At 56.0% G+C, this 18,875-nt stretch carries 16 protein-coding genes; 7 read left to right on the top strand and 9 right to left on the bottom strand.

Annotation, left to right across the window (positions count from 1 at the left end):
• Positions 1-16: 16 nt before the first annotated feature.
• The 4 genes from pepF to FRY98_RS04080 all read left to right on the top strand — a co-directional run bounded on the left by pepF (position 17) and on the right by FRY98_RS04080 (position 4,034).
• Complete coding sequence (pepF, locus tag FRY98_RS04065) at positions 17-1,807, top strand: oligoendopeptidase F (RefSeq protein ID WP_148451177.1); 1,791 nt, start codon at positions 17-19, stop codon at positions 1,805-1,807.
• Between the two features lie 79 nt (positions 1,808-1,886).
• Complete coding sequence (locus FRY98_RS04070; RefSeq protein WP_148450445.1) at positions 1,887-2,222, top strand: LapA family protein; 336 nt, start codon at positions 1,887-1,889, stop codon at positions 2,220-2,222.
• Positions 2,223-2,239: 17 nt separating this feature from the next.
• On the top strand, positions 2,240-3,277 hold the full coding sequence (locus FRY98_RS04075; RefSeq protein WP_148450446.1) for a M42 family metallopeptidase: 1,038 nt from the start codon (positions 2,240-2,242) through the stop codon (positions 3,275-3,277).
• The gene (locus tag FRY98_RS04080) at positions 3,264-4,034 is read left to right on the top strand and encodes a hypothetical protein (RefSeq protein WP_148451178.1); all 771 of its coding nucleotides are present in this window, start codon (positions 3,264-3,266) and stop codon (positions 4,032-4,034) included. The genes FRY98_RS04075 and FRY98_RS04080 overlap by 14 nt, the downstream gene beginning before the upstream one ends.
• A 675-nt stretch (positions 4,035-4,709) precedes the next feature.
• On the opposite strand, the gene FRY98_RS04085 is transcribed toward FRY98_RS04080, so the two are convergent.
• From FRY98_RS04085 to hemE, 8 genes are all read right to left on the bottom strand, one after another.
• Positions 4,710-4,913: a hypothetical protein gene (locus tag FRY98_RS04085; protein ID WP_148450447.1), complete on the bottom strand. Its 204-nt coding sequence runs from the start codon at positions 4,911-4,913 to the stop codon at positions 4,710-4,712.
• 76 nt (positions 4,914-4,989) lie between these two features.
• On the bottom strand, positions 4,990-6,984 hold the full coding sequence (locus FRY98_RS04090; RefSeq protein ID WP_148450448.1) for an ABC-F family ATP-binding cassette domain-containing protein: 1,995 nt from the start codon (positions 6,982-6,984) through the stop codon (positions 4,990-4,992).
• A 15-nt stretch (positions 6,985-6,999) separates the two neighbouring features.
• Positions 7,000-7,836: a DUF92 domain-containing protein gene (locus FRY98_RS04095; RefSeq protein ID WP_148450449.1), complete on the bottom strand. Its 837-nt coding sequence runs from the start codon at positions 7,834-7,836 to the stop codon at positions 7,000-7,002.
• On the bottom strand, positions 7,833-8,477 hold the full coding sequence (locus FRY98_RS04100; RefSeq protein WP_148450450.1) for a fumarylacetoacetate hydrolase family protein: 645 nt from the start codon (positions 8,475-8,477) through the stop codon (positions 7,833-7,835). The genes FRY98_RS04095 and FRY98_RS04100 overlap by 4 nt, the downstream gene beginning before the upstream one ends.
• 46 nt (positions 8,478-8,523) lie before the next feature.
• Positions 8,524-9,273 (bottom strand): glycerophosphodiester phosphodiesterase, encoded by a 750-nt coding sequence (locus FRY98_RS04105; RefSeq protein ID WP_148450451.1) that lies wholly within the window; start codon positions 9,271-9,273, stop codon positions 8,524-8,526.
• Between the two features lie 24 nt (positions 9,274-9,297).
• The gene (locus FRY98_RS04110; RefSeq protein ID WP_148450452.1) at positions 9,298-10,653 is read right to left on the bottom strand and encodes a CapA family protein; all 1,356 of its coding nucleotides are present in this window, start codon (positions 10,651-10,653) and stop codon (positions 9,298-9,300) included.
• Between the two features lie 385 nt (positions 10,654-11,038).
• Entirely contained in the window at positions 11,039-11,983 is a 945-nt protein-coding gene (gene hemH, locus FRY98_RS04115) for a ferrochelatase (RefSeq protein WP_148450453.1), read from the bottom strand.
• Between the two features lie 43 nt (positions 11,984-12,026).
• On the bottom strand, positions 12,027-13,085 hold the full coding sequence (hemE, locus tag FRY98_RS04120) for a uroporphyrinogen decarboxylase (RefSeq protein WP_148450454.1): 1,059 nt from the start codon (positions 13,083-13,085) through the stop codon (positions 12,027-12,029).
• Positions 13,086-13,239: 154 nt separating this feature from the next.
• Between hemE and FRY98_RS04125 the strand changes: the two genes are divergently transcribed.
• Positions 13,240-14,484: an MFS transporter gene (locus FRY98_RS04125; protein WP_211373257.1), complete on the top strand. Its 1,245-nt coding sequence runs from the start codon at positions 13,240-13,242 to the stop codon at positions 14,482-14,484.
• A gap of 84 nt (positions 14,485-14,568) precedes the next feature.
• Here the strand turns inward: FRY98_RS04125 and FRY98_RS04130 are convergent, their stop codons facing one another.
• Positions 14,569-15,198: an O-methyltransferase gene (locus FRY98_RS04130; protein WP_148450456.1), complete on the bottom strand. Its 630-nt coding sequence runs from the start codon at positions 15,196-15,198 to the stop codon at positions 14,569-14,571.
• A 540-nt stretch (positions 15,199-15,738) separates the two neighbouring features.
• On the opposite strand from FRY98_RS04130, the gene FRY98_RS04135 reads away from it, so the two are divergent.
• Entirely contained in the window at positions 15,739-16,890 is a 1,152-nt protein-coding gene (locus tag FRY98_RS04135) for a THUMP domain-containing class I SAM-dependent RNA methyltransferase (protein WP_148450457.1), read from the top strand.
• A gap of 49 nt (positions 16,891-16,939) precedes the next feature.
• Positions 16,940-18,871 (top strand): LTA synthase family protein, encoded by a 1,932-nt coding sequence (locus tag FRY98_RS04140; protein WP_148450458.1) that lies wholly within the window; start codon positions 16,940-16,942, stop codon positions 18,869-18,871.
• Positions 18,872-18,875 lie beyond the last annotated feature (4 nt).

Below are 18,875 nucleotides of genomic sequence, written 5' to 3' on the forward strand. Positions count from 1 at the left end.
ACAAAGGAGGATTCCAATGAGCACCTTACCGAAACGTTCCCAAGTGAAAGCGGAGAACACATGGAAACTGGAAGATATGTTTCCCGACCAGAAGGCTTGGGACCAGTCTTACGAAGCGCTGAAAGAGCTTAAGAAAAAAGTTGCCGACTACGAGGGCAAGCTGAACGGCCCGGAGAAGATTAAGGCCGTGTTCGCTCTGGAGGATGAAATTTCCGAAAGTCTGGAACGCCTTTATGTTTACGCTCACCTGAACCACGACCAGGACACCACAAACCCTACATACCAGGCGCTGACGCAGAAAGCCAAAAAATTGAACGTGGAAGTCAGCGAAGCCTTATCCTTTATTACTCCGGAAATTTTGTCGCTGCCGGAGAACGAGTTGGACGCGCTGATCGAAAACCCGGATCTGGCCGACTATAAATTCACCCTGCAGGAAATCAAACGGGAAAAAGCCCATGTCCTCAGTAAGACAGAGGAAGCCCTGCTCGCCCAGGTCGGCAATTTGTCGCAAGCGCCGCAGCATATTTTCGGAATGATCAACAACGCGGACATGAAATTTCCGAAGATTGAAGATGAAAACGGGAAAGAAGTGGAACTGACCCACGGCAGCTATATTCAATTTTTGGAGAATCCTAACCGTGACGTCCGGCGCCGGGCTTTCAAAGCGGTCTACGAAACTTACGGCAAGCAAAAGAACACGATCGCGGCTACATTGAGCGCCAACGTGAACAAGAACATGTTTTACGCCAAGGTGCGGAAATATCCTTCCGTTCTGGAAATGTTCCTTTACGGCGACAATATTCCGAAGGAAGTTTATACCAACTTGATCGATACGATCCATGAAAGCCTTCCGCTGCTTCACCGCTACATGAAGCTGCGCAAGAAGCTGCTGGGGGTCGACGAGCTTCATATGTATGACCTGTTTGCTCCGCTGGTGGAAGAATACAAATGGGATATTTCCTATGAAGAAGCCAAAAAAATGGTGGAGGAAGGGCTGGAGCCGCTCGGCGAGAACTACTTGAACGTGCTGCGCGAGGGCTTTAACCAGCGCTGGATCGACGTCTACGAGAACGAAGGCAAACGGACCGGCGCTTACAGCTGGGGGGCATACGGCACGCATCCGTATGTGTTGCTGAATCATAAAGACAACCTCAACAGCATGTTCACCCTCGCTCACGAGATGGGGCATGCGCTGCATTCGTATTTTTCCGATGAAGCCCTGAAGTACCGGGATGCCCAATACACCATCTTCCTGGCGGAGGTGGCCTCGACCACGAATGAAGCGCTGTTGATGGATTATCTGTTGAAGCGGGCGACCGATCCGAAGCAAAAAATGTACCTGCTCACTTACTATGCGGACCAGTTCCGGACGACCGTGTTCCGTCAAACGATGTTCGCCGAATTCGAGAAGATCGTGCACGAGCGGGCCGAGGCCGGCGAATCCTTGACGCCGCAGGAGCTTTCGTCGATTTATTACGATCTCAACGTGAAATATCACGGGCCGGAGATGAACGTGGATCGGGACATCGAAATGGAATGGGCCCGGATCCCGCATTTTTACACGAGCTTTTACGTGTACAAATACGCGACCGGCTTCTCCGCGGCGACCAGCTTCTCGAAGCAAATTCTCGAGGAGGGACAGCCGGCGGTCGATCGCTATCTCGGCTTCCTGAAGAGCGGCGGCAGCGACTACTCGATCAACATTCTCCGCAAGGCGGGCGTGGATATGTCCTCGCCGGAGCCGATCCGAGAGGCGATGAGCGTATTTGAGGACATTATCGAACAGATGGAGAAATTGACAAAATAAGACGCGCAATTCCCAGTGAATCCCTTGCTCCTTGCGGGCAAGGGATTTTATACTGTCTAGTAGAAGGAGGTGCATCCTCATGAAAATTCAATGGTCTTTGATCTTGGGTATGGTGTTTGCGCTGATTACCGCCGTCTTTGCCGTAATCAATGTCGACCCCGTGCCGGTCAACCTGCTGTTCGGTTCGTTCAGCCTGCCTTTGATTTTGCTGATCCTGGGTTCCACACTGCTCGGCGGCATCATCGTCGGAGCATTCGGAATTTATCGCGGCTACCGTATGCAAAAGGAAATAAAAATCCTGAACGCCAAGCTCGTACATATCCAGGAGGCTACGGGTTATGTTTTTCCTGAGCCCGCGGTCCCTGCCGAAAATCAGGAAGACCCGCCATCCCCGAAAGCGGATGAAGCTCAATAAACCAGGGAGGTTTCCACATGCATATTCAACTGAACGAGTCTTATATTTTGGACCTGCTGAAACGGCTGCTCGATACCCCGAGTCCCAGCGGATTTACTCATGACATTATGAAATTGATCCGCTCGGAGGCGGAAAAACTGGGCATTCCCTTCTCGCAAAACGAAAAAGGCGGAGCTCTGCTGAGCCTAAAGGGCGAAGATTCCTCCCGGACCGTCGCACTAAGCGCCCACGTCGACACGCTGGGGGCCATGGTCCGCGCCGTCAACGCCAACGGAACGCTGGCGATCACTTCCGTCGGCGGTTTTATGATGGCGGGGATCGAGAACGAATACTGCCAAATTCATACCCGCGAGGGAAAAGTCTATACGGGAACGATCCTGACTTCCCACCCGTCCGTGCACGTATACGCCGATGCCCGGGATTTCAAACGGGAAGAGAAGAACATGGAAGTCCGGATCGACGAGCTTGTCGAATCCAAAGAGGATGTTTTGAAGCTGGGGATTTCGGTGGGAGATTTCATCTCCTTCGACGCCCGGTCGGTGATTACCCCAAGCGGATACGTGAAATCGCGCCACCTGGACGATAAAGCGAGCGTCGCCGCTCTGTTCGGACTGCTGGAATCGAGCGTACGGGAGGGCTGGACGCCCCGCCATGACTTGGTGTTCCTCATTTCCAATTATGAGGAAGTCGGGCACGGCGCCTCCTGGATCCCTGGCGGCGTCAACGAGATGATCGCCGTCGACATGGGCGCCATGGGCGACAACCTCAGCTGCAAGGAGACCGATGTCTCCATTTGCGCCAAAGACTCCTCCGGCCCCTACGACTATGACATGACCGGGAAGCTGATCCGGCTGGCCAAGGAGCTGAACATCCCCCATGCGGTCGATATTTATCCTTTTTACGGATCGGATGCCTCCGCCGCCCTGCGCGGGGGTCACAATATCCGGGCCGCGCTGATCGGCCCCGGCGTTCACGCCTCGCACGCAATGGAAAGAACGCATAAGCAGGCGATCATAAATACGGCGAAACTGCTTGCCGCCTATGTGGCCGGCTGACCGGAAGCGGTGGGCCACGGCGTCCGCTTCGGCCGCCCTGCTGTTTCTGGCGGTTCTGCTGATGCAGTATTGGGGCAGCCGGTTCATTCTCCCGCACCCCTACGTTTATCAGGAGTCGCGGGCGGACAACGGCGTCACGCTTCATGCGATGGCGGTGTCGCCGGGGCGTGTCGAACTTCGGGCTGCCGACCGTCCGCTGAGCGGCTACCGTGTGTACGGCATCAATGGCGGCTTCTTTTATCGGGAAGCCGTCTTGTCGATCGCCGTGAACGGCGACAAGCCGGTCAGCGGCGCCGCCGGCGCGTACGGCTCCGGCTGGTTTAACGAGAAGTATCCCCGCGGCACGCTCGTCTGGGACGAGGTCGCCGGCACCTTCTCGGTCCAGGTCGTCTCCTCGGCCGGCGAAATCCGGGTAAAGGACCGGGGCCGGTATTTTGCCCAAGGCGGGGTCAGCATGGGGCTCGGAGACGAATCCGGCTGGGAGGCGACCGTACAGCGGGAACATTTGCCCAACCCGGACGAGAATCGCCTCCGCTCGGGCTTCGTCTTTGACGCGACCGGGACGCTGTGGCTGATCGTCACCCCGGACCGCTGCACCGCCGCGGCTTTCCGGGAAGCGGTGAAGGAGGAAATCGCCCCCGACATCGCAAAAGAAGGCATCTTCCTCGACGGGGATGGATCCGCGCAAATGAATGCGGCGGAAACGAAGCTGCATGGCGATTCCCGGGACTTGCGGCAAATTATTGCGATCAAGTAATCCACGTTGGTTGCCCGTCAGGCTTTGAAGGCGTAAGCCGCTTGACCCGGCGCAATTATTCCGGCACATTATAACCACCCGTTTGACGGGTGGTTTGCTCTAAGGCTATAAGCCTTTATTTACCGACTCGCGTCTAAAGGACGCTGCAGCTTTTACTACGTTCAAGCTACTTTGCCGTTGCCGCTTTTGCCTATCCCTGAAGGGGTGCGATTATTACTAGTCCCCTTCAGACAACCTTGATAACTTAGAATTCCTGCATATGTGCATGTTTTTTCTTGTTTGGGGCCCAAAATTTCAAAATACCTGCAAATCTGCAGGAATTTTTGACGAAACCGGCTCGTTTCTCTAAATTCGCTAGAAATTCCTGCAGATTCGCATCTTTTTGGAGTTGGAAGCTTGGAAGCAAGCACACTAGGCGCCTCTTTGTAGCGACATATCACTTCGATTAGCCATTAAGCCACCTTCTCCTTTCGTTATACATTGTAGCTTGGACACTCCTATGATAACGACCCCATCAGGTGGTTTTTGCTATAAGCATCACTACACCACCCGCATAGCAGTTTTATGTTTCGCACGTTTCGCGAGCTCCACTGGCTAAAGCCCCAAACAAAAACGGTCTCCGTCCCGCAGTCTTCTTTCCAAAGACTGCGTTCGGAGACCGTCTTTTTATGACGATCAAGCTAACCATTTGATCAAATAAAACACGATCACCAAAACGCCGACCGCGATCAGCAAATTAACGGACTCGCGTACGAACCCGGGTGGACCGTACCGATGCAGGCGCTGCTCTTTTTCCTTGAATCTGCTTTTGGCCACATCTTCATCCACCGCATTCATATGAGGCCGGTTGGGCCCGTCGAATCCCCCGAACATATCCATCCCCTCACCACCATTTCAAGGAATTGAATATCTTCAGTTCATTGTAGCATTGTTTTCCAGATGTGGGAAGGCAAGACTACCCGTTCCGCTGCTGCTCGATCTTTTCGGCCAGCTCGTTCAGGTAGGCCCAGCGGTCCATCAGCCCCTCCAGCTCGGCCTCCGCCTCCTGCTGTTCACGCATCAGCTCCTGTAGTCTCACGGCATCGCTGGCCGCTTCCGCCATCGCTTCGGTCAACGCGGCCAGCCGCTGTTCGGCGGCTTCCACCTTTTCATCGATCGTCTCGTATTCCCGCTGTTCGTTGTAACTGAACTTCAGCTTCTCCCCGCGGGCAGGATCCTTACCGCTTCCTCCAGCCCCAGCCCCGCTGCCCGCCGGGACGGCCGAAGTTTCTTCCCGCTTCCCGGCGACCTTGCGTCCAGCCCCGGTCTCCGTTCCCGGCTTCGCCGCCGGATCGGCGGCTGCCCCGGACAGACCGCCTTGCGTGCGCTCCTCGTATTCGCTATAGTCGCCGGCGTGGATGGCTACCCGGCCGCCGCCTTCAAACGCAAAAATTTTGTCCACCGTCCGGTCCAAAAAATAACGGTCATGGGATACTACGAAGACGGCGCCCGGAAACTCATCCAGATAAGCCTCCAGAACAGTAAGGGTCTGGATGTCCAGATCGTTGGTGGGCTCGTCCAGCAGAAGCACGTTCGGCGCTCCCATCAGCACGCGGAGCAGGTACAGCCTGCGCTTCTCCCCGCCGGACAGCTTGCTGATCGGCGTCCACTGCATCGCCGGTGGAAACAGAAACCGCTCCAGCATTTGGGCGGCCGTAATTCTGGTCCCGTCTGCCGTTTCGACGACCTCCGCCGCTTCCTTAATATACTCAATGACCCTTTGCTTCCCGTCCATCTCTTGATGCTCCTGGGTAAAATACCCCAGCTTGACGGTCTGCCCCAGCTCAATCTCGCCGGCATCCGGTTTCACGCGACCGGCGATCATGTTCAGCAGCGTCGATTTGCCGCTGCCGTTCGGTCCGATGATGCCGACCCGGTCACCGGGGACGGCTGTGTAGGTAAGCTCGCCGATCAACAGACGTTCCCCCGCCGACTTGCGCAGCCCGGAGATTTCCACGATTTTGCGGCCCAAACGGGCCGAAGCCACCGAGATATCCAGCGCCTCGCTTTTGTGCTCCACTTTCATGTTCTGCAGCTTCTCAAACCGTTCGATTCTGGCCTTCTGCTTCGTCGAACGGGCCTTGGCGCCGCGCCGGATCCACGCGAGCTCATTGCGCAGCAGGTTTTGGCGCTTTTGCTCCGACGCCGCTTCCCGTTCTTCGCGCTCGCTTTTCAGCTCCAGAAAGCGGCTGTAATTCGCCTCGTAACGGAACAATCGCCCTTGGTCCAGCTCCAGCATCACATTGCACACGCGATCCAGAAAATACCGGTCGTGCGTAATCAGCAGCAGGGCGCCGCGGCGTTTCTGCAAATAGGCTTCCAGCCAGGCCACCGAGGCGTTGTCGATATGGTTGGTCGGCTCGTCCATAATGAGCAGTTCCGAAGGGACAATCAGCGCGGAGGCCAAAGCCACCCGTTTCCGCTGACCACCCGAGAGCTCGCCGATCTTTCTCCCGAACTCGGTGATGCCGAGCCTGGACAACACGCTCTTGGCCTCGCTCTCCAGGCTCCAAGCCCCCAGCCGGTCCATCTCCTGGCTCAGCTTCGAGACTTTGGACTGCAGCGCGGTATCTTCCGGATGCAGCTCCAATTCCTCGATCGCTTCCATGTAGGAAGAGACGGCCAGCAGTTCCGGACCGCCGTGTTGAAAGACGGCGCGCAAGACGGAGATCTCCGGATCGAACTCCGGATTCTGGGCCAGGAAGGTGATTCGGGTATCCCGGTTCACCGACACCTTTCCTTCGTCCGCCGGTTCCAGGCCGGCGATGACGCGCAGAAACGTGGATTTTCCGGTTCCGTTTACGCCGATGACGCCGATTTTATCATGTTCATCCATGCCAAAGGAAACGTCCTGAAACAGGATTTTCTCGCCATAGCTTTTTCCGAGTTGTTCCGCAGTCAAAATATTCATCGTTATTCCCACTTTCTAAGTCAGCATGACGCCAAGCCCCCAGGCGATAAAACCTGCAGCCAGGGCGCTGAGTATGTTCACGGCATCGTTGTTCATCCAGCGCAAGCCCCGCAGCGGCAAAGTAGCGGTGCCGCAATGCGTGTCCACTTCCACGCTCTTGCCGCATTTCGGGCAGCGCTGCATCCGCTGCAGGGTCGCCCCCAGCAGGGAGTCGGCAAAGGCGCCGGTAAAACCGGCTACGCCGCCGATCACGGTCCAGCGCCATAAAGACGCAAAATAGGCGGCCGTCCCGTTCGACCCGCTCCCGCCCGCCGTCAAATCCAGCAAAACCTGAGCGGCCGCGCCGATCAGCAGCGCCCCGACCAGCGCGGCGAAGCTGCCCAGCCGCGATACGCCGCCGGAGGTCCCGGCGGGAAGCGGCTTCCAGGTCAGCACCGACCGCGGCGGGGTTTTGCTTAGTCCGCCCCACTCCGTCGCCCACGTATCGGCGGTTACCGCGGCCATCGAGCCTACGAAGAACCAGGCCCAGACCGGATTCGGCCAAAGCGCGTTACCGATGCAGGCCAGCATCCCGATCCCGCCGTTGGCAAACACCTGACCGGCATCCCTGCGTCCGGTTTTGGCATAGGATTTCTCCAACTCCCGTTTCCGGTCGCCGCGAAATTTGGAGAATGCCGTGGAAGTTATAAAAAAGATCAGCAGCAAACCGAACCAGAACAAATTCCCAGCCGCATAATACACGGTGCCCATCACCGCGGCCGCGATCATTCCCGAAAGGGACAGCGATTGTTTACGATAGGCCGCCCCGGAAACCAAAAGGGCGCAGAGCGCCCCTACGATCCAGTCCGTCATTGTTTGGCCTGCGGACCGGATACGATTTCACAGCTGCCCAACAAATCCGGTCCGTATGAGATTTCAAGGCGATCCCCCTGAACCACCGGCCCTACCCCTTCCGGCGTGCCCGTGAAAATCAGATCCCCCTCATCCAGACCGTACCGGTCCGCGATATAATCCACAATCTGCTGCAGAGAAAAGATCATATTCCGAACGTTTCCCCGCTGAACGACTTCCCCGTTTTTGCGCAAGGTAAAATCGTTCTCGGCAACCTGCACCGTCCCCGGAAAAGCGAGATAAGGCGTTAGGGGAGCGGCGTTTTTGAAGCCTTTGGCCGCCGTCCAGGGATGACCTTTCTTCTTTAATTCGCTCTGTACATCCCGCAGCGTAAAGTCGATGCCGAAGGCCATCACATCGACAAGCTCGTCCACGGTCATGCCCGGCTCATAAGAACGGCCGATCCGTAGAACGAGTTCGGTTTCGTAGTGAATTTCACCGCGGTTTTCCGGTAGCGAAATCCCCGTACCGTTCATCGAAACGACCGCGTGCGACGGCTTCAAAAAGATCATCGGCTCCGCCGGCACCTCATTGCCGAGCTCTTCGGCATGAAGCCGGTAGTTTCGGCCGACACAGTACACGTTCGATATCATTTTGTTCATCCCTTAACGCCTCCCGATTTGTCTTTATAAGTTAGACCTACTGTGCTCAGGTCTTCTCCTGTTCCTCCCGGTCGCCGATCGCTTTCCGCCATATATCGGGGCGATTGGTGCAGAGGAGGATATCCTTGTGCATGTCCGCCACCTTGCGCATCCGGCGGGCGTCATCCAGGGTCCAGGCCATGACCTCGATTCCCCGCTTTGCCGCTTTTCCGGCAAGCTCCGCGGTCAGATGACGATAACCGATGGAAAGAAAGGAGCATTCCAGCAGCTGCAGACGCAGCAATAAATCTTTGGGATACCCGTCGATGATCAGACCCGTCCGAATCCCCCGCCCGATTTCCTTGACCTTGGCCAAAATTCGAGGTTCAAAGGAGGTGAGAACGACCTCCTGCTCCATCCGCCGCTTTTTGATCGCGCCGATAACCTTCTCCTCGATCCCCGGGTACAGATTGCCTTGCGTTTTTATTTCAATATTGGCCCGTAACCGTCCCTGTATTTTATCAAGAAACTGATCCAGGCTGACGAGTTTTTCCCCCGCGTATGCTTTGGACTTCCAGCGTCCCGCATCGAGCGTCTGCAGCTCGGCCCAGGTTTTGTCCTTCACCGGTCCCCGGCCGTTGGTCGTCCGGTTCAATGTGAAATCGTGTATCAGCAAGGGAACGCCGTCTTTGGACAGTTGAACATCCACTTCCACCCAATGTACAAAAGGCTGCTCCATCGCCAGCGAAATCGCGGCCAGCGTGTTCTCCGGCGCAATGCTGGAAAATCCCCGGTGAGCTACGCATGGGTTGGACATCCTTTCACGCTCCCTCCTGTGTGCTTATTCGGAGCCGTTCGCCAAACTTACCTTGCCCGAAGCCCCGATCGAGACCCCCGGCGAGAAGCTCTCCACCTCTTTCAACAGCTTGGCTCCCTCCTCCTCCGTCATTGGCACGGGTTGGCCGAGCTCGGTTTTGTAAGGGATCAGCTTCAAGTCGCAATTCCCGCTGCGGCTGCATTCCGCGGCAAACACAGCGGTCTCCCAGGTTTTCGGATCCTTGGATTTCGTGAAAATAAAATTCCCCGTACTGTAAGCGATCCATTTTCCTTTATAATTTTCCAGCCCCTGCAGCACATGCGGATGACCGCCGATCACCAAATCGGCGCCGGCATCGATAAATTGATGGGCCAGCGAAGTTTGGTGCTCTTCCAGCTTGGTGGTGCGCTCTTTGCCCCAGTGAACGGAGACAAGCACCAAATCCGCCTTCTTCCGGGCGCTTTGGATCGCTTTAACGGCCTGCGAAGCATCGTACGCCGCCGCGACCCCCGGTCCTTTGCCCGCCGCCCAGTGGCTCTCGGGGATGACGCGGGTAAAGCCGCACAGCGCGATCACGATGCCTTTACGCTCGATGTATACCGGGGCATAGGCTTCCGTACTGTTCTTACCCGCTCCGACAAAGTGCAGTTTGCTCTCCTTCAAATGCGCTATCGTATCCAAAAGTCCTTCCACCCCTTGATCCAGGGTGTGGTTGTTCGCCAGATTGACCGCCTCCACCCCGGCCTTTGCCAGCTCGGGAAGCGCCTTGGGCGATGACTTAAACACAAACGTCTTGTTCTCGGCCGCCGTCCCCCCATCCGTCACGGGCGTTTCCAGATTCACGACGCTGAGATCGTCGTTCTGAAACAAGTCCCTGACATACCGGTAAGGGTAATCGTAGCCTTCCTTTTCCAGCTTCTCAGCGACTTTGCTCGAAAAGATCGTATCCCCCGCAAAATGAATCAGCAGACGCTCTCCGGAGTCGACCTCCCGTTCGCGATCCGCTTCGGAACCTGCCTCATCTTCACCTACCGTTTGCGGTTCGTCCACCTTGGCCGGATCTTTTGAAGGCTCATCGTTCGCGGCAGTTTCCGGGTTGCGGTCTTCTTCGGGCGAAGCCGGTTCCCCGTTTGAAGGCTCGTCATCGGTCCGGCTTGCCTCGTCATTCCCCGGGATTTGTTCTCCCGCCGGCGCGCCCGCCGCCTGACCCGAATCCTCCCCCGAAGTGCCGTTCATCTCTCGTTCGCCGAGAACGAAGTACAGCCCCAATACGGCGATAATTAAAATCAGGGATACATTGACCCCCATCCAAAAGCGGATCTGCCTCCGCTGTTTTTCCGACTTCTTCTTTTTGTGTTTCTCGGAACGTGGTGGATACATGTTCTACTCCTTTTCCCCCATACTAGCCTTACATCATTGAGCATGATTGATTTTATTATATCAGCTAACCGGAAATAAATAGAACCCCTCGCCTATTTTATAAGCGAAGGGCCCTGTTCGGAGCAAAATTATGACTTCTGCATTTCCAAGCTAACAGATTATCATTTTCGGTGCAGCTCACCCGTTACCCTTTGACAGCCCGGGAGGTGAATTAGGGCCATTTACGCCGCTATTTTACCCGCAAAAGCGAATCGGGCAGAAATACCGGCCCATAAGACCGCTATTTCCGCGAAACGGCTAGCGGTAATTGCGGGCCCGGATTCAACCCGCTGCGTCCAGGCGAAAAGACTTATATAGACGGCCCCGTGTCAGGTGGCGCTAGCGCTTAGTTATTGGCATATGCCTGGAAAATAACATCGCTCAGCGTCTCCATATACAGCGGGTCGCTGTTCAGCGAGTCGATGCGCTCCAGCCGCATATCCAGCTCTTTGGCGATCGCTTTCGCCTCGATATCGAGGTCATACAGCACCTCCAGATGATCCGAGACAAAACCGACCGGCGCGACCAGAACGTCCTCGATTTGCTCCAGGCTCAGCGTGCGCAGCGTATCGAGAATATCCGGCCCCAGCCACGGTTCGGCCGTTCGGCCGGCGCTCTGCCAGGTAAACTGCCAGGAGGTCACGCCCGCTTGATCGGCAACGGCTTTGGAAGTGGCCAAAAGCTGATCCTGATAAGGATCGCCCATTGCGAGAATGCGTTCCGGCAGACTGTGCGCGCTAAAGAGCACTCTCACTTGATCCCGGACCGCTCCGGCTTCCTCGAACTGATCCAGCTTCGCCGATACCCGCTTCGCCAACGCTTCGATCAGTTTTGGATGCAGGTGATAGTCGCGTACGAATTTCATGGCGATTCCGGCTTCCCCGGCCTTCGCTTCCGCCCGCTTGATATAACCGCCGACACTCATGACGGAGTAATGCGGGGCCAGAACAATCCCAATCGCTTCCGTAATTCCGTCCTTCGCCATCGCCTCAACCCCGTCCTCGATAAACGGCGACGCATGCTTTAAGCCTTGATAGCAAACGAATTGTTTATCCTTGTGAGGATTGAGCCGGTTCAACGTCTCCTGCAGCGAGGCCACTTGATGGTCCGTATTGGCCCGCAGCGGAAAAACCCCGCCGACAATAGCTTCGTAACGGTCTTTCAGTTCTTTGAGCTGCTCGGCCGTAGGCGGATGCCCCCGCCGGATATGCGTGTAGTACGATTCAACCTGGTCCAGGCTTTGCGGCGTGCCGTAAGACATGACGAGTACGCCGATTTTGGTTGTTGTCACGATTGTTCACCTCTATAAGTTCATGTGATGATACCGTTTCAAATCAATGGACATGAGCCCGACGTGCGATCACTTCCGCCGAATATTCGTGTACATAATCGGTTAACTCGCGAAGCTTCTCGAGCGAGGCCTCGGGGAACAAGCCGTGCCCCAAGTTAAAAATATACCCGGGGGCTTCCGTCCCCTGATCGATCAATTCCTTGGCGTACTGTTTAATGGTATCCATAGGGGCGGTTAGGATGTACGGATCGAGATTGCCCTGTACGGCAAACTTCCCTTCCAGACGCCGGCGCCCTTCGGAAATCGATACCCGCCAGTCAAGTCCGATCACATCCGCCTGCAGTTTCGTCAAGGTAGGCAGCAGTTCACCGGAGCTAACGCCGGGAAAATAGATTTTCGGTACATCCAAATCGTCAAGTTCGGCAAAAATACGGGTAATCGTAGGCAGGACGTAACGTTCAAAATCCTTCGGCGCCAGCGCTCCGACCCAACTGTCGAACAGCTGGAACGCTTTGCCGCCGCTGTTCACATGCGCTCGCAAGTAGGTGATGACCATATCGCCAAGCTTGGCCATCAGCTTATCCCAAAGCTCGGGTTCCCCGTACATGAGGCTTTTCGTGCGTATGTAACTTTTTGACGGACGACCTTCGATCAAATAGCTGGCAATCGTGAAGGGCGCGCCGGCAAACGTGATTAGGGGCACCTCCAGCTCCTTGTCCAACAGCTTGATCGTCTCCAGAATGTGGGACAGGTCCCCTTCCACGTCGATCGGTTTCAGGCGCTCGATATCTTCGCGCGTTCGAATCGGATTGTCGATGACGGGTCCGATATTCTTAACGATATCAAAATCGATGCCGATTGAAGCAACCGGATTCATGATATCGGAATACAAAATAGCCGCATCCACGCCCAGCTTGCGCACCGGCATCATCGTAATTTCCGCCGCAAGCTCGGGCTGCCGGCAAATTTCGAGCAGACTGTATTTCTCTTTAATCTTCCGGTATTCCGGATCGTATCTTCCCGCCTGACGCATGTACCAAACCGGAAGACGGTCTACCTCCTGCTTCCGGCAGGCGCGGATAAACCGATCGTTATAAGCCACGAGTATAGCCTCCAATCTTAAATCTCTAATATATATTATGCCCTTTTTAAAAGTAAGTAACAACTGTCACACCGGTTTGTCCCATGACAATCGTATGACAGAGCGGCCCGGGCGGCCCGTCGAAATTGTGATATACTTATAAGAATTGTTTAAAATGCCTGTTATTCGGAAAGGAAGTGAAAGCACTTTGAAATCATGGAAAGTCAATGTCATTGTGCTTTGGTTCGGCTCATTTCTGGTCAACGCGGGAATGACGATGATCACCCCGTTTTTATCGCTGTATCTGGCCAGAAACCTAAACGTTCAGGGCGAGCACGAGATCGGCATTTGGGCCGGGATGATCTTTGCCGCCAACTTTGCTACATCTTTTATTTTTCAGCCGTTGTGGGGCAAGCTTGCCGATAAATATGGACGAAAAATCATGCTGCTGCGCTCGGGCTTCGGAATGGCGATCGTTATATCCCTCATGGGCTTTGCCACGGCGCCTTGGCATTTGCTGGCGCTTCGCTTGTTGAACGGGACGATCTCCGGGTTCAACCCGGCCGCCGTCTCGCTCGTATCGGGCACCGCGCCCAAAGAACGGATGGGCTTCGCCATGGGGACGATCCAGTCCGGAAACGTGGCCGGAACCATTCTCGGCCCGCTGATCGGGGGACTTTTGGCGGAATGGGTCGGCTTTCGCCCGATCTTTTACATCACCGGGACTCTGCTGTTCTTGGCCTCCGTCCTGGCCTGGCTGTTCGTGCGGGAAAACTTCGACCGCGAAGAGGCGGCGCATACCCCGCAAATCTCGGTGCTGCAAGGCTTTGTCGAATTGAACAAAACGCCGCAGCTCACGGCGCTCTTCGCCGTGACCTTCCTGCTGCAATTCGCGATGCTGAGCCCGATGTCCCTGCTGCCGATCTACGTGGAGAAGCTTCACGGCGTCCCCACGGATGTGGCGTTCTGGGCCGGTTTCGTCAGCGCCGTCACGGGGATCTCCAACATGATCACCTCCCCGATCCTCGGCCGCGTCAGCGACAAGGTCGGGGCGCACCGGATTTTGACCTTCTGCCTGATCGGAGCCTCCATCACCTTGATTCCGCAGGCGTTCGTGCAATCCGTCTGGCAGCTTATCCTCGTGCGGTTCCTGATGGGTGTCTTCATGGGCGGCCTGCTGCCCAGCGTCAACGCGCTCATCCGCTTCTACACGCCGGACGGAATGGAGAGCCGCGCGTTCGGTTTCAACAGCAGTACGCTGGCCCTCGGCAACATGCTCGGCTCGCTGATCGGAGGCTTTCTCTCCGGCTTCATCGGCATCGAAGGCCTCTTTATCGTCTCCGGTATCCTGCTGCTGGTCAATACCGCCTGGGTTCGCTGGAAGCTCTACGCTCATCCGAAACACGCCGCGTTCAAATAGACGCGACGGACATGGAAAGCCCGCCCGATATACTTAAATTACCGGGCGGGCTTTTTGCGCCTGCTCCGCTCTTCGCGAAGGCGGCTACTTCACGATAGCAAGGGCCAGACCGTCGTAAGCCGGCAGCATCGTGCTGAGCAGACGCTCGTCGGTGGCGATCATTTCGTTGAACTTGCGGATGGCCTGAACCGATGGGCCGTTTTTGTCCGGGTTCAGCGTTCGTCCGCGGAGCAGGGTGTTGTCGCCGGCGATAATCGCCCCGGGCTTCGCCAGCCGGATGGCATATTCCAGGTAGACGGGGTAGTTTTCCTTATCGGCATCGATCAGAAACAGATCGAACTGCTCTCCCCGCTCCGCCAACCGCTCCAGGCTGTCCAGAGCCGGACCCACCATATACTCCGCAAGCCCGCCAAAACCGGCAGCCTCCAGATTCCGTCTGGCCAGAGCGGCGTTGGCCTCCTTGAGCTCCAGGGACAGAAGGCGGCCTCCCTCCGCGAGCCCGCGGGCCAGGCAGATTCCGCTGTACCCGCCGAGCACGCCGATCTCCAGAATGGAGCGGGCTTTGGAGACGGTCGCAAGCAGGGTTAACAGCCGCCCGTACCCCGGCGCAATCGACACGTCGTTCATCCCGCTCTCTTTAATCGACTCGGTCACCTTCCTGAGAACCTCGTCCTCCCGATATAAATCCTCACTGTATTGTTCAGGGGTTATCATTCCCGCACACTCCTTTTTCCTTGTCCGTTCGCGATTTTCGGTTTGTATCTTCATAGACATTGTCCTATACTGAATTGTATGGTTTTTACACGGGAACCACAAGAGAATCGGGCGACGTGAGGCCCCAAAAGACCGCTATTTCACATCAAAGAGCCAAATTCGACAAAATGCCGCCGCAAACGACCCTTATCCACCCGCCCGGCTTCAAAGGGAGGCGGGTACAGCCATGGACCCCTCAGGTTAATCCAGCGCTGGTGCAAATAGCGGGAATAGTTCCCGTTATTTTGGGATATATGCGGCTGCGGAAACAATTAGCGGGAAAAGCTCCAGCTAAATCGCCTGAATTTATCAAAAGCGGTGATCAGGACGTGAAATAGATGGAACTTTTCCAGCAAAATCCGATCCAAGGGCCATCGAGAGGAAAATTACCGGGAGATTTTCCCGTTAATCAGCGGCTAAGCTTGGGTAGATGGAGAAATCATCTTGCTAAACTTGCCGATCGAGTTGCCAAACCAATGAACATGGAGTTGATAAACAGAAATGCCGGGACAAGGACAATTGGAATTGATCGCCACCGCGCCGATGGGGCTTGAAGCCGTCGTAGCGCGCGAGCTTAAAGATTTGGGTTATGAGGAGATGGTCGTGGAAAACGGCCGGGTTACGTTTAAAGGAGACCTGTACGATATTTGCCGCTGCAACTTGTGGCTCCGCACCTCCGATCGGGTTCTGATCAAGATGGGCGAATTCACCGCGCTCACCTTCGACGAATTGTTTGAAGGCACAAAGGCGCTGCCCTGGCAGGACTGGATTCCGGTTCACGGCGAGTTTCCCGTCGAAGGCCGATCGCACAAATCCCAGCTCAGCAGCGTGCCCGCCTGCCAGGGGATCGTCAAAAAAGCCGTCGTCGAGAAGTTGAAGGAGACCTACCGCAACGACTGGTTCCAGGAAAATGGACCGCGTTACGTCATCGAGATCAATCTGCTGAACGACAAGGCCCTGCTGACGCTCGACACGACCGGCCCGGCGCTGCACAAGCGCGGTTACCGCAAAGTGGCTACGGAAGCGCCGCTCAAGGAAACGATGGCCGCCGCGATGATCCTGCTCAGCCGCTGGCATCAGAACCCGTCGCGGCCGTTTTACGATCCGTGCTGCGGATCGGGCACACTGCCCATCGAAGCCGCGATGATCGGCTGGAATATCGCGCCGGGCCTGCGGCGCACCTTTAACTCCGAGGCCTGGCCGGTTCTGCCGGAGCCGCTGTGGCAGGAGGCTCGCGAGGAAGCGATCGATGCCGTGAAGGACGATATTCCGCTGAATATCGCGGGGAGCGACATCGATCCGAAGGCGATCGAGATTGCCCAGGCCGCGGCCAAGAGCGCGGGTCTGGCCAAGGAGATCGCCTTCAAGACTCTGCCGGCTGTCCAAATCCAGCCGGAGGGAGAGTACGGCGTGATGATCACCAATCCCCCGTACGGCGAACGGATCGGGGAAGAGAAAGAAGTACGCCGGTTGATCGGCCAGCTGGGCCGCGTATACGCCGAGCTGCCGACCTGGTCTTTCTTCGCACTGACGCCGACCAAACAGTTCGAGCATGATTTTCAGCGCAAAGCCGACAAACGGCGCAAATTGTTCAACGGACGGATTGAATGCCAATACCTGCAGTATCTCGGACCCCTTCCCCCGCGGCATTAAGCTTCGGGTGGAGGGTTTCTCCATTTTTTCGGAAAGGGGCGTCTAATTGATGGCCGTCTTTTTAAAACTGAAGCGTCATTCGGGGTACGTCCTGTTCATCGTCGTCCTATTGTTGAAACTTAAACTGTTGCACGCCAACCTCCACGCCCAGAATATAGATATGAACAAGCTCGACCATCTCATCGCGACCGGTTCGCTGATGCTGGCTTCCTTCTGGACGCTATGGCTCCCGCGCCGGGGCCGGACGATCGCTCTGGCGGTCTTGAACGTGCTGCTGACCGTGCTGATTTTCGCGGACCTGGTCTATTACCGCTATTTTGCGGACTTCATCACCGTGCCCGTCCTGTTTCAAGCGGGCCAAGTGGGGGAATTGGGAGAGAGCATCCGCTCCCTCCTGCATCTCTCCGATCTCTGGCTTGCGGCCGACTGGCTATTATGGCTGGTCTTCGTTTTGGTTATGCGCGTTATGCCGGGATATCGACGCCTGGAAAAAAAATCGGGAACCACCGCCGGCTTCAAAAATCGCGCGAAAGACCGCACCCAGCCGATCTCCCGTTTTGTAGGGGGACTCGCCGTCTTTGCCTTGGGCTTCGTGCTCACGTTCGGTCCGATCCGCCATTATACGAAAACATGGGCCACGGGGCTTTTTGAAGGCGGCTGGTGGAATATTTCGCTGTACAATGTGACCGGGCTGCTCGGTTTTCACGGCTACGACATCTACCGGTATGCAAAGGAGCATATGGGCGGTGAAACAAGGATGACGGAGCAGGAAAAGAACGAGATGCGGGACTGGTTCGCGAAGCAAGCGGAGGCCCGCAATGAAACCAACGAGAGTTTCGGCGCCTACCGGGGCAGCAACGTTCTCGTCGTACAGGTGGAAGCCTTTATGAACTTCATGATCGGCCGCGAAATCGGCGGACGGGAGATCACGCCGAATTTCAATAAACTGATGAAGGAAAGCTTGTATTTCAGCAATTATTATCATCAGACAGGACAGGGACGGACTTCGGATGCCGATTTCTCCTCCCAAAGTTCCCTGCACCCGCTTCCCACCGGCTCGGTCTTCGTGCGGTATCCCGATCACCGCTATGACGTCCTGCCGCAAATTTTGGGAGAACGCGGATACGAAACCGCCGTTTTCCATGCTTACGAGGGCAGTTTCTGGAACCGTAACAACATGTATAAAGCGATGGGGTATGACCATTTTTACAGCAAAAAGGACTTCACCATGGACGAGCCGCTAGGCTGGTCGCTGGGGGACAAATCGTTTTTCCGCCAATCGCTGGAGCTGATGAGCAAGGAATCGCAGCCTTTTTATTCTTTTTTGATCACGCTCTCCAGCCATCATCCGTACTCCCTTCCCGCCTCGGTCAGAGAACTGGATACCGGGGAGTTCAAAGATACGATCTTCGGCAATTATCTCGAATCGATACATTACGCCGATGCAGCCTTGGGCCAGTTGATCGAGGGGATGAAGGAGAAGGGGATTTGGGACAATACGATCCTGTATGTGTACGGCGATCATGATAATTCCATTCCGGATAAAAAAGACTACGAGCGCTTTTTGGGAAGGCCGCTGACCGAGCTTGATATGCATCAAATCATGAATCAGGTCCCCCTGCTCGTGCATCTGCCCGGCGGCAAAGCAGCCGGCGTGGACAGCAGGCCGTCGGGCCAGCTTGATATGGCTCCTTCGCTTTTGCATCTGCTGGGCGTCCCCACGGACGGGTACTATATGATGGGCAACAACCTGTTCGCGTCCGGGACCCCTTTTGTCGTTCTCCGGTCCGGCGCCTTTACCGACGGGAAACTGTATTATATTCCGTCCCCGGACAATCTGTTCGAGAACGGCGCCTGCTATGAACTCGCTACCCGAACCGAAACCGGGATCGAACCGTGCCGGGTTCCGTACGAGCGCGCCAAGAAACAGCTGCAAATTTCGGACAGACTGATTACGGAAGATTTGATTCCTCAGTTGTAGAATA

Origin of the sequence: Paenibacillus faecis, assembly GCF_008084145.1 — a bacterium.
GTDB classification, from domain to species: Bacteria; Bacillota; Bacilli; order Paenibacillales; family Paenibacillaceae; genus Fontibacillus; species Fontibacillus faecis.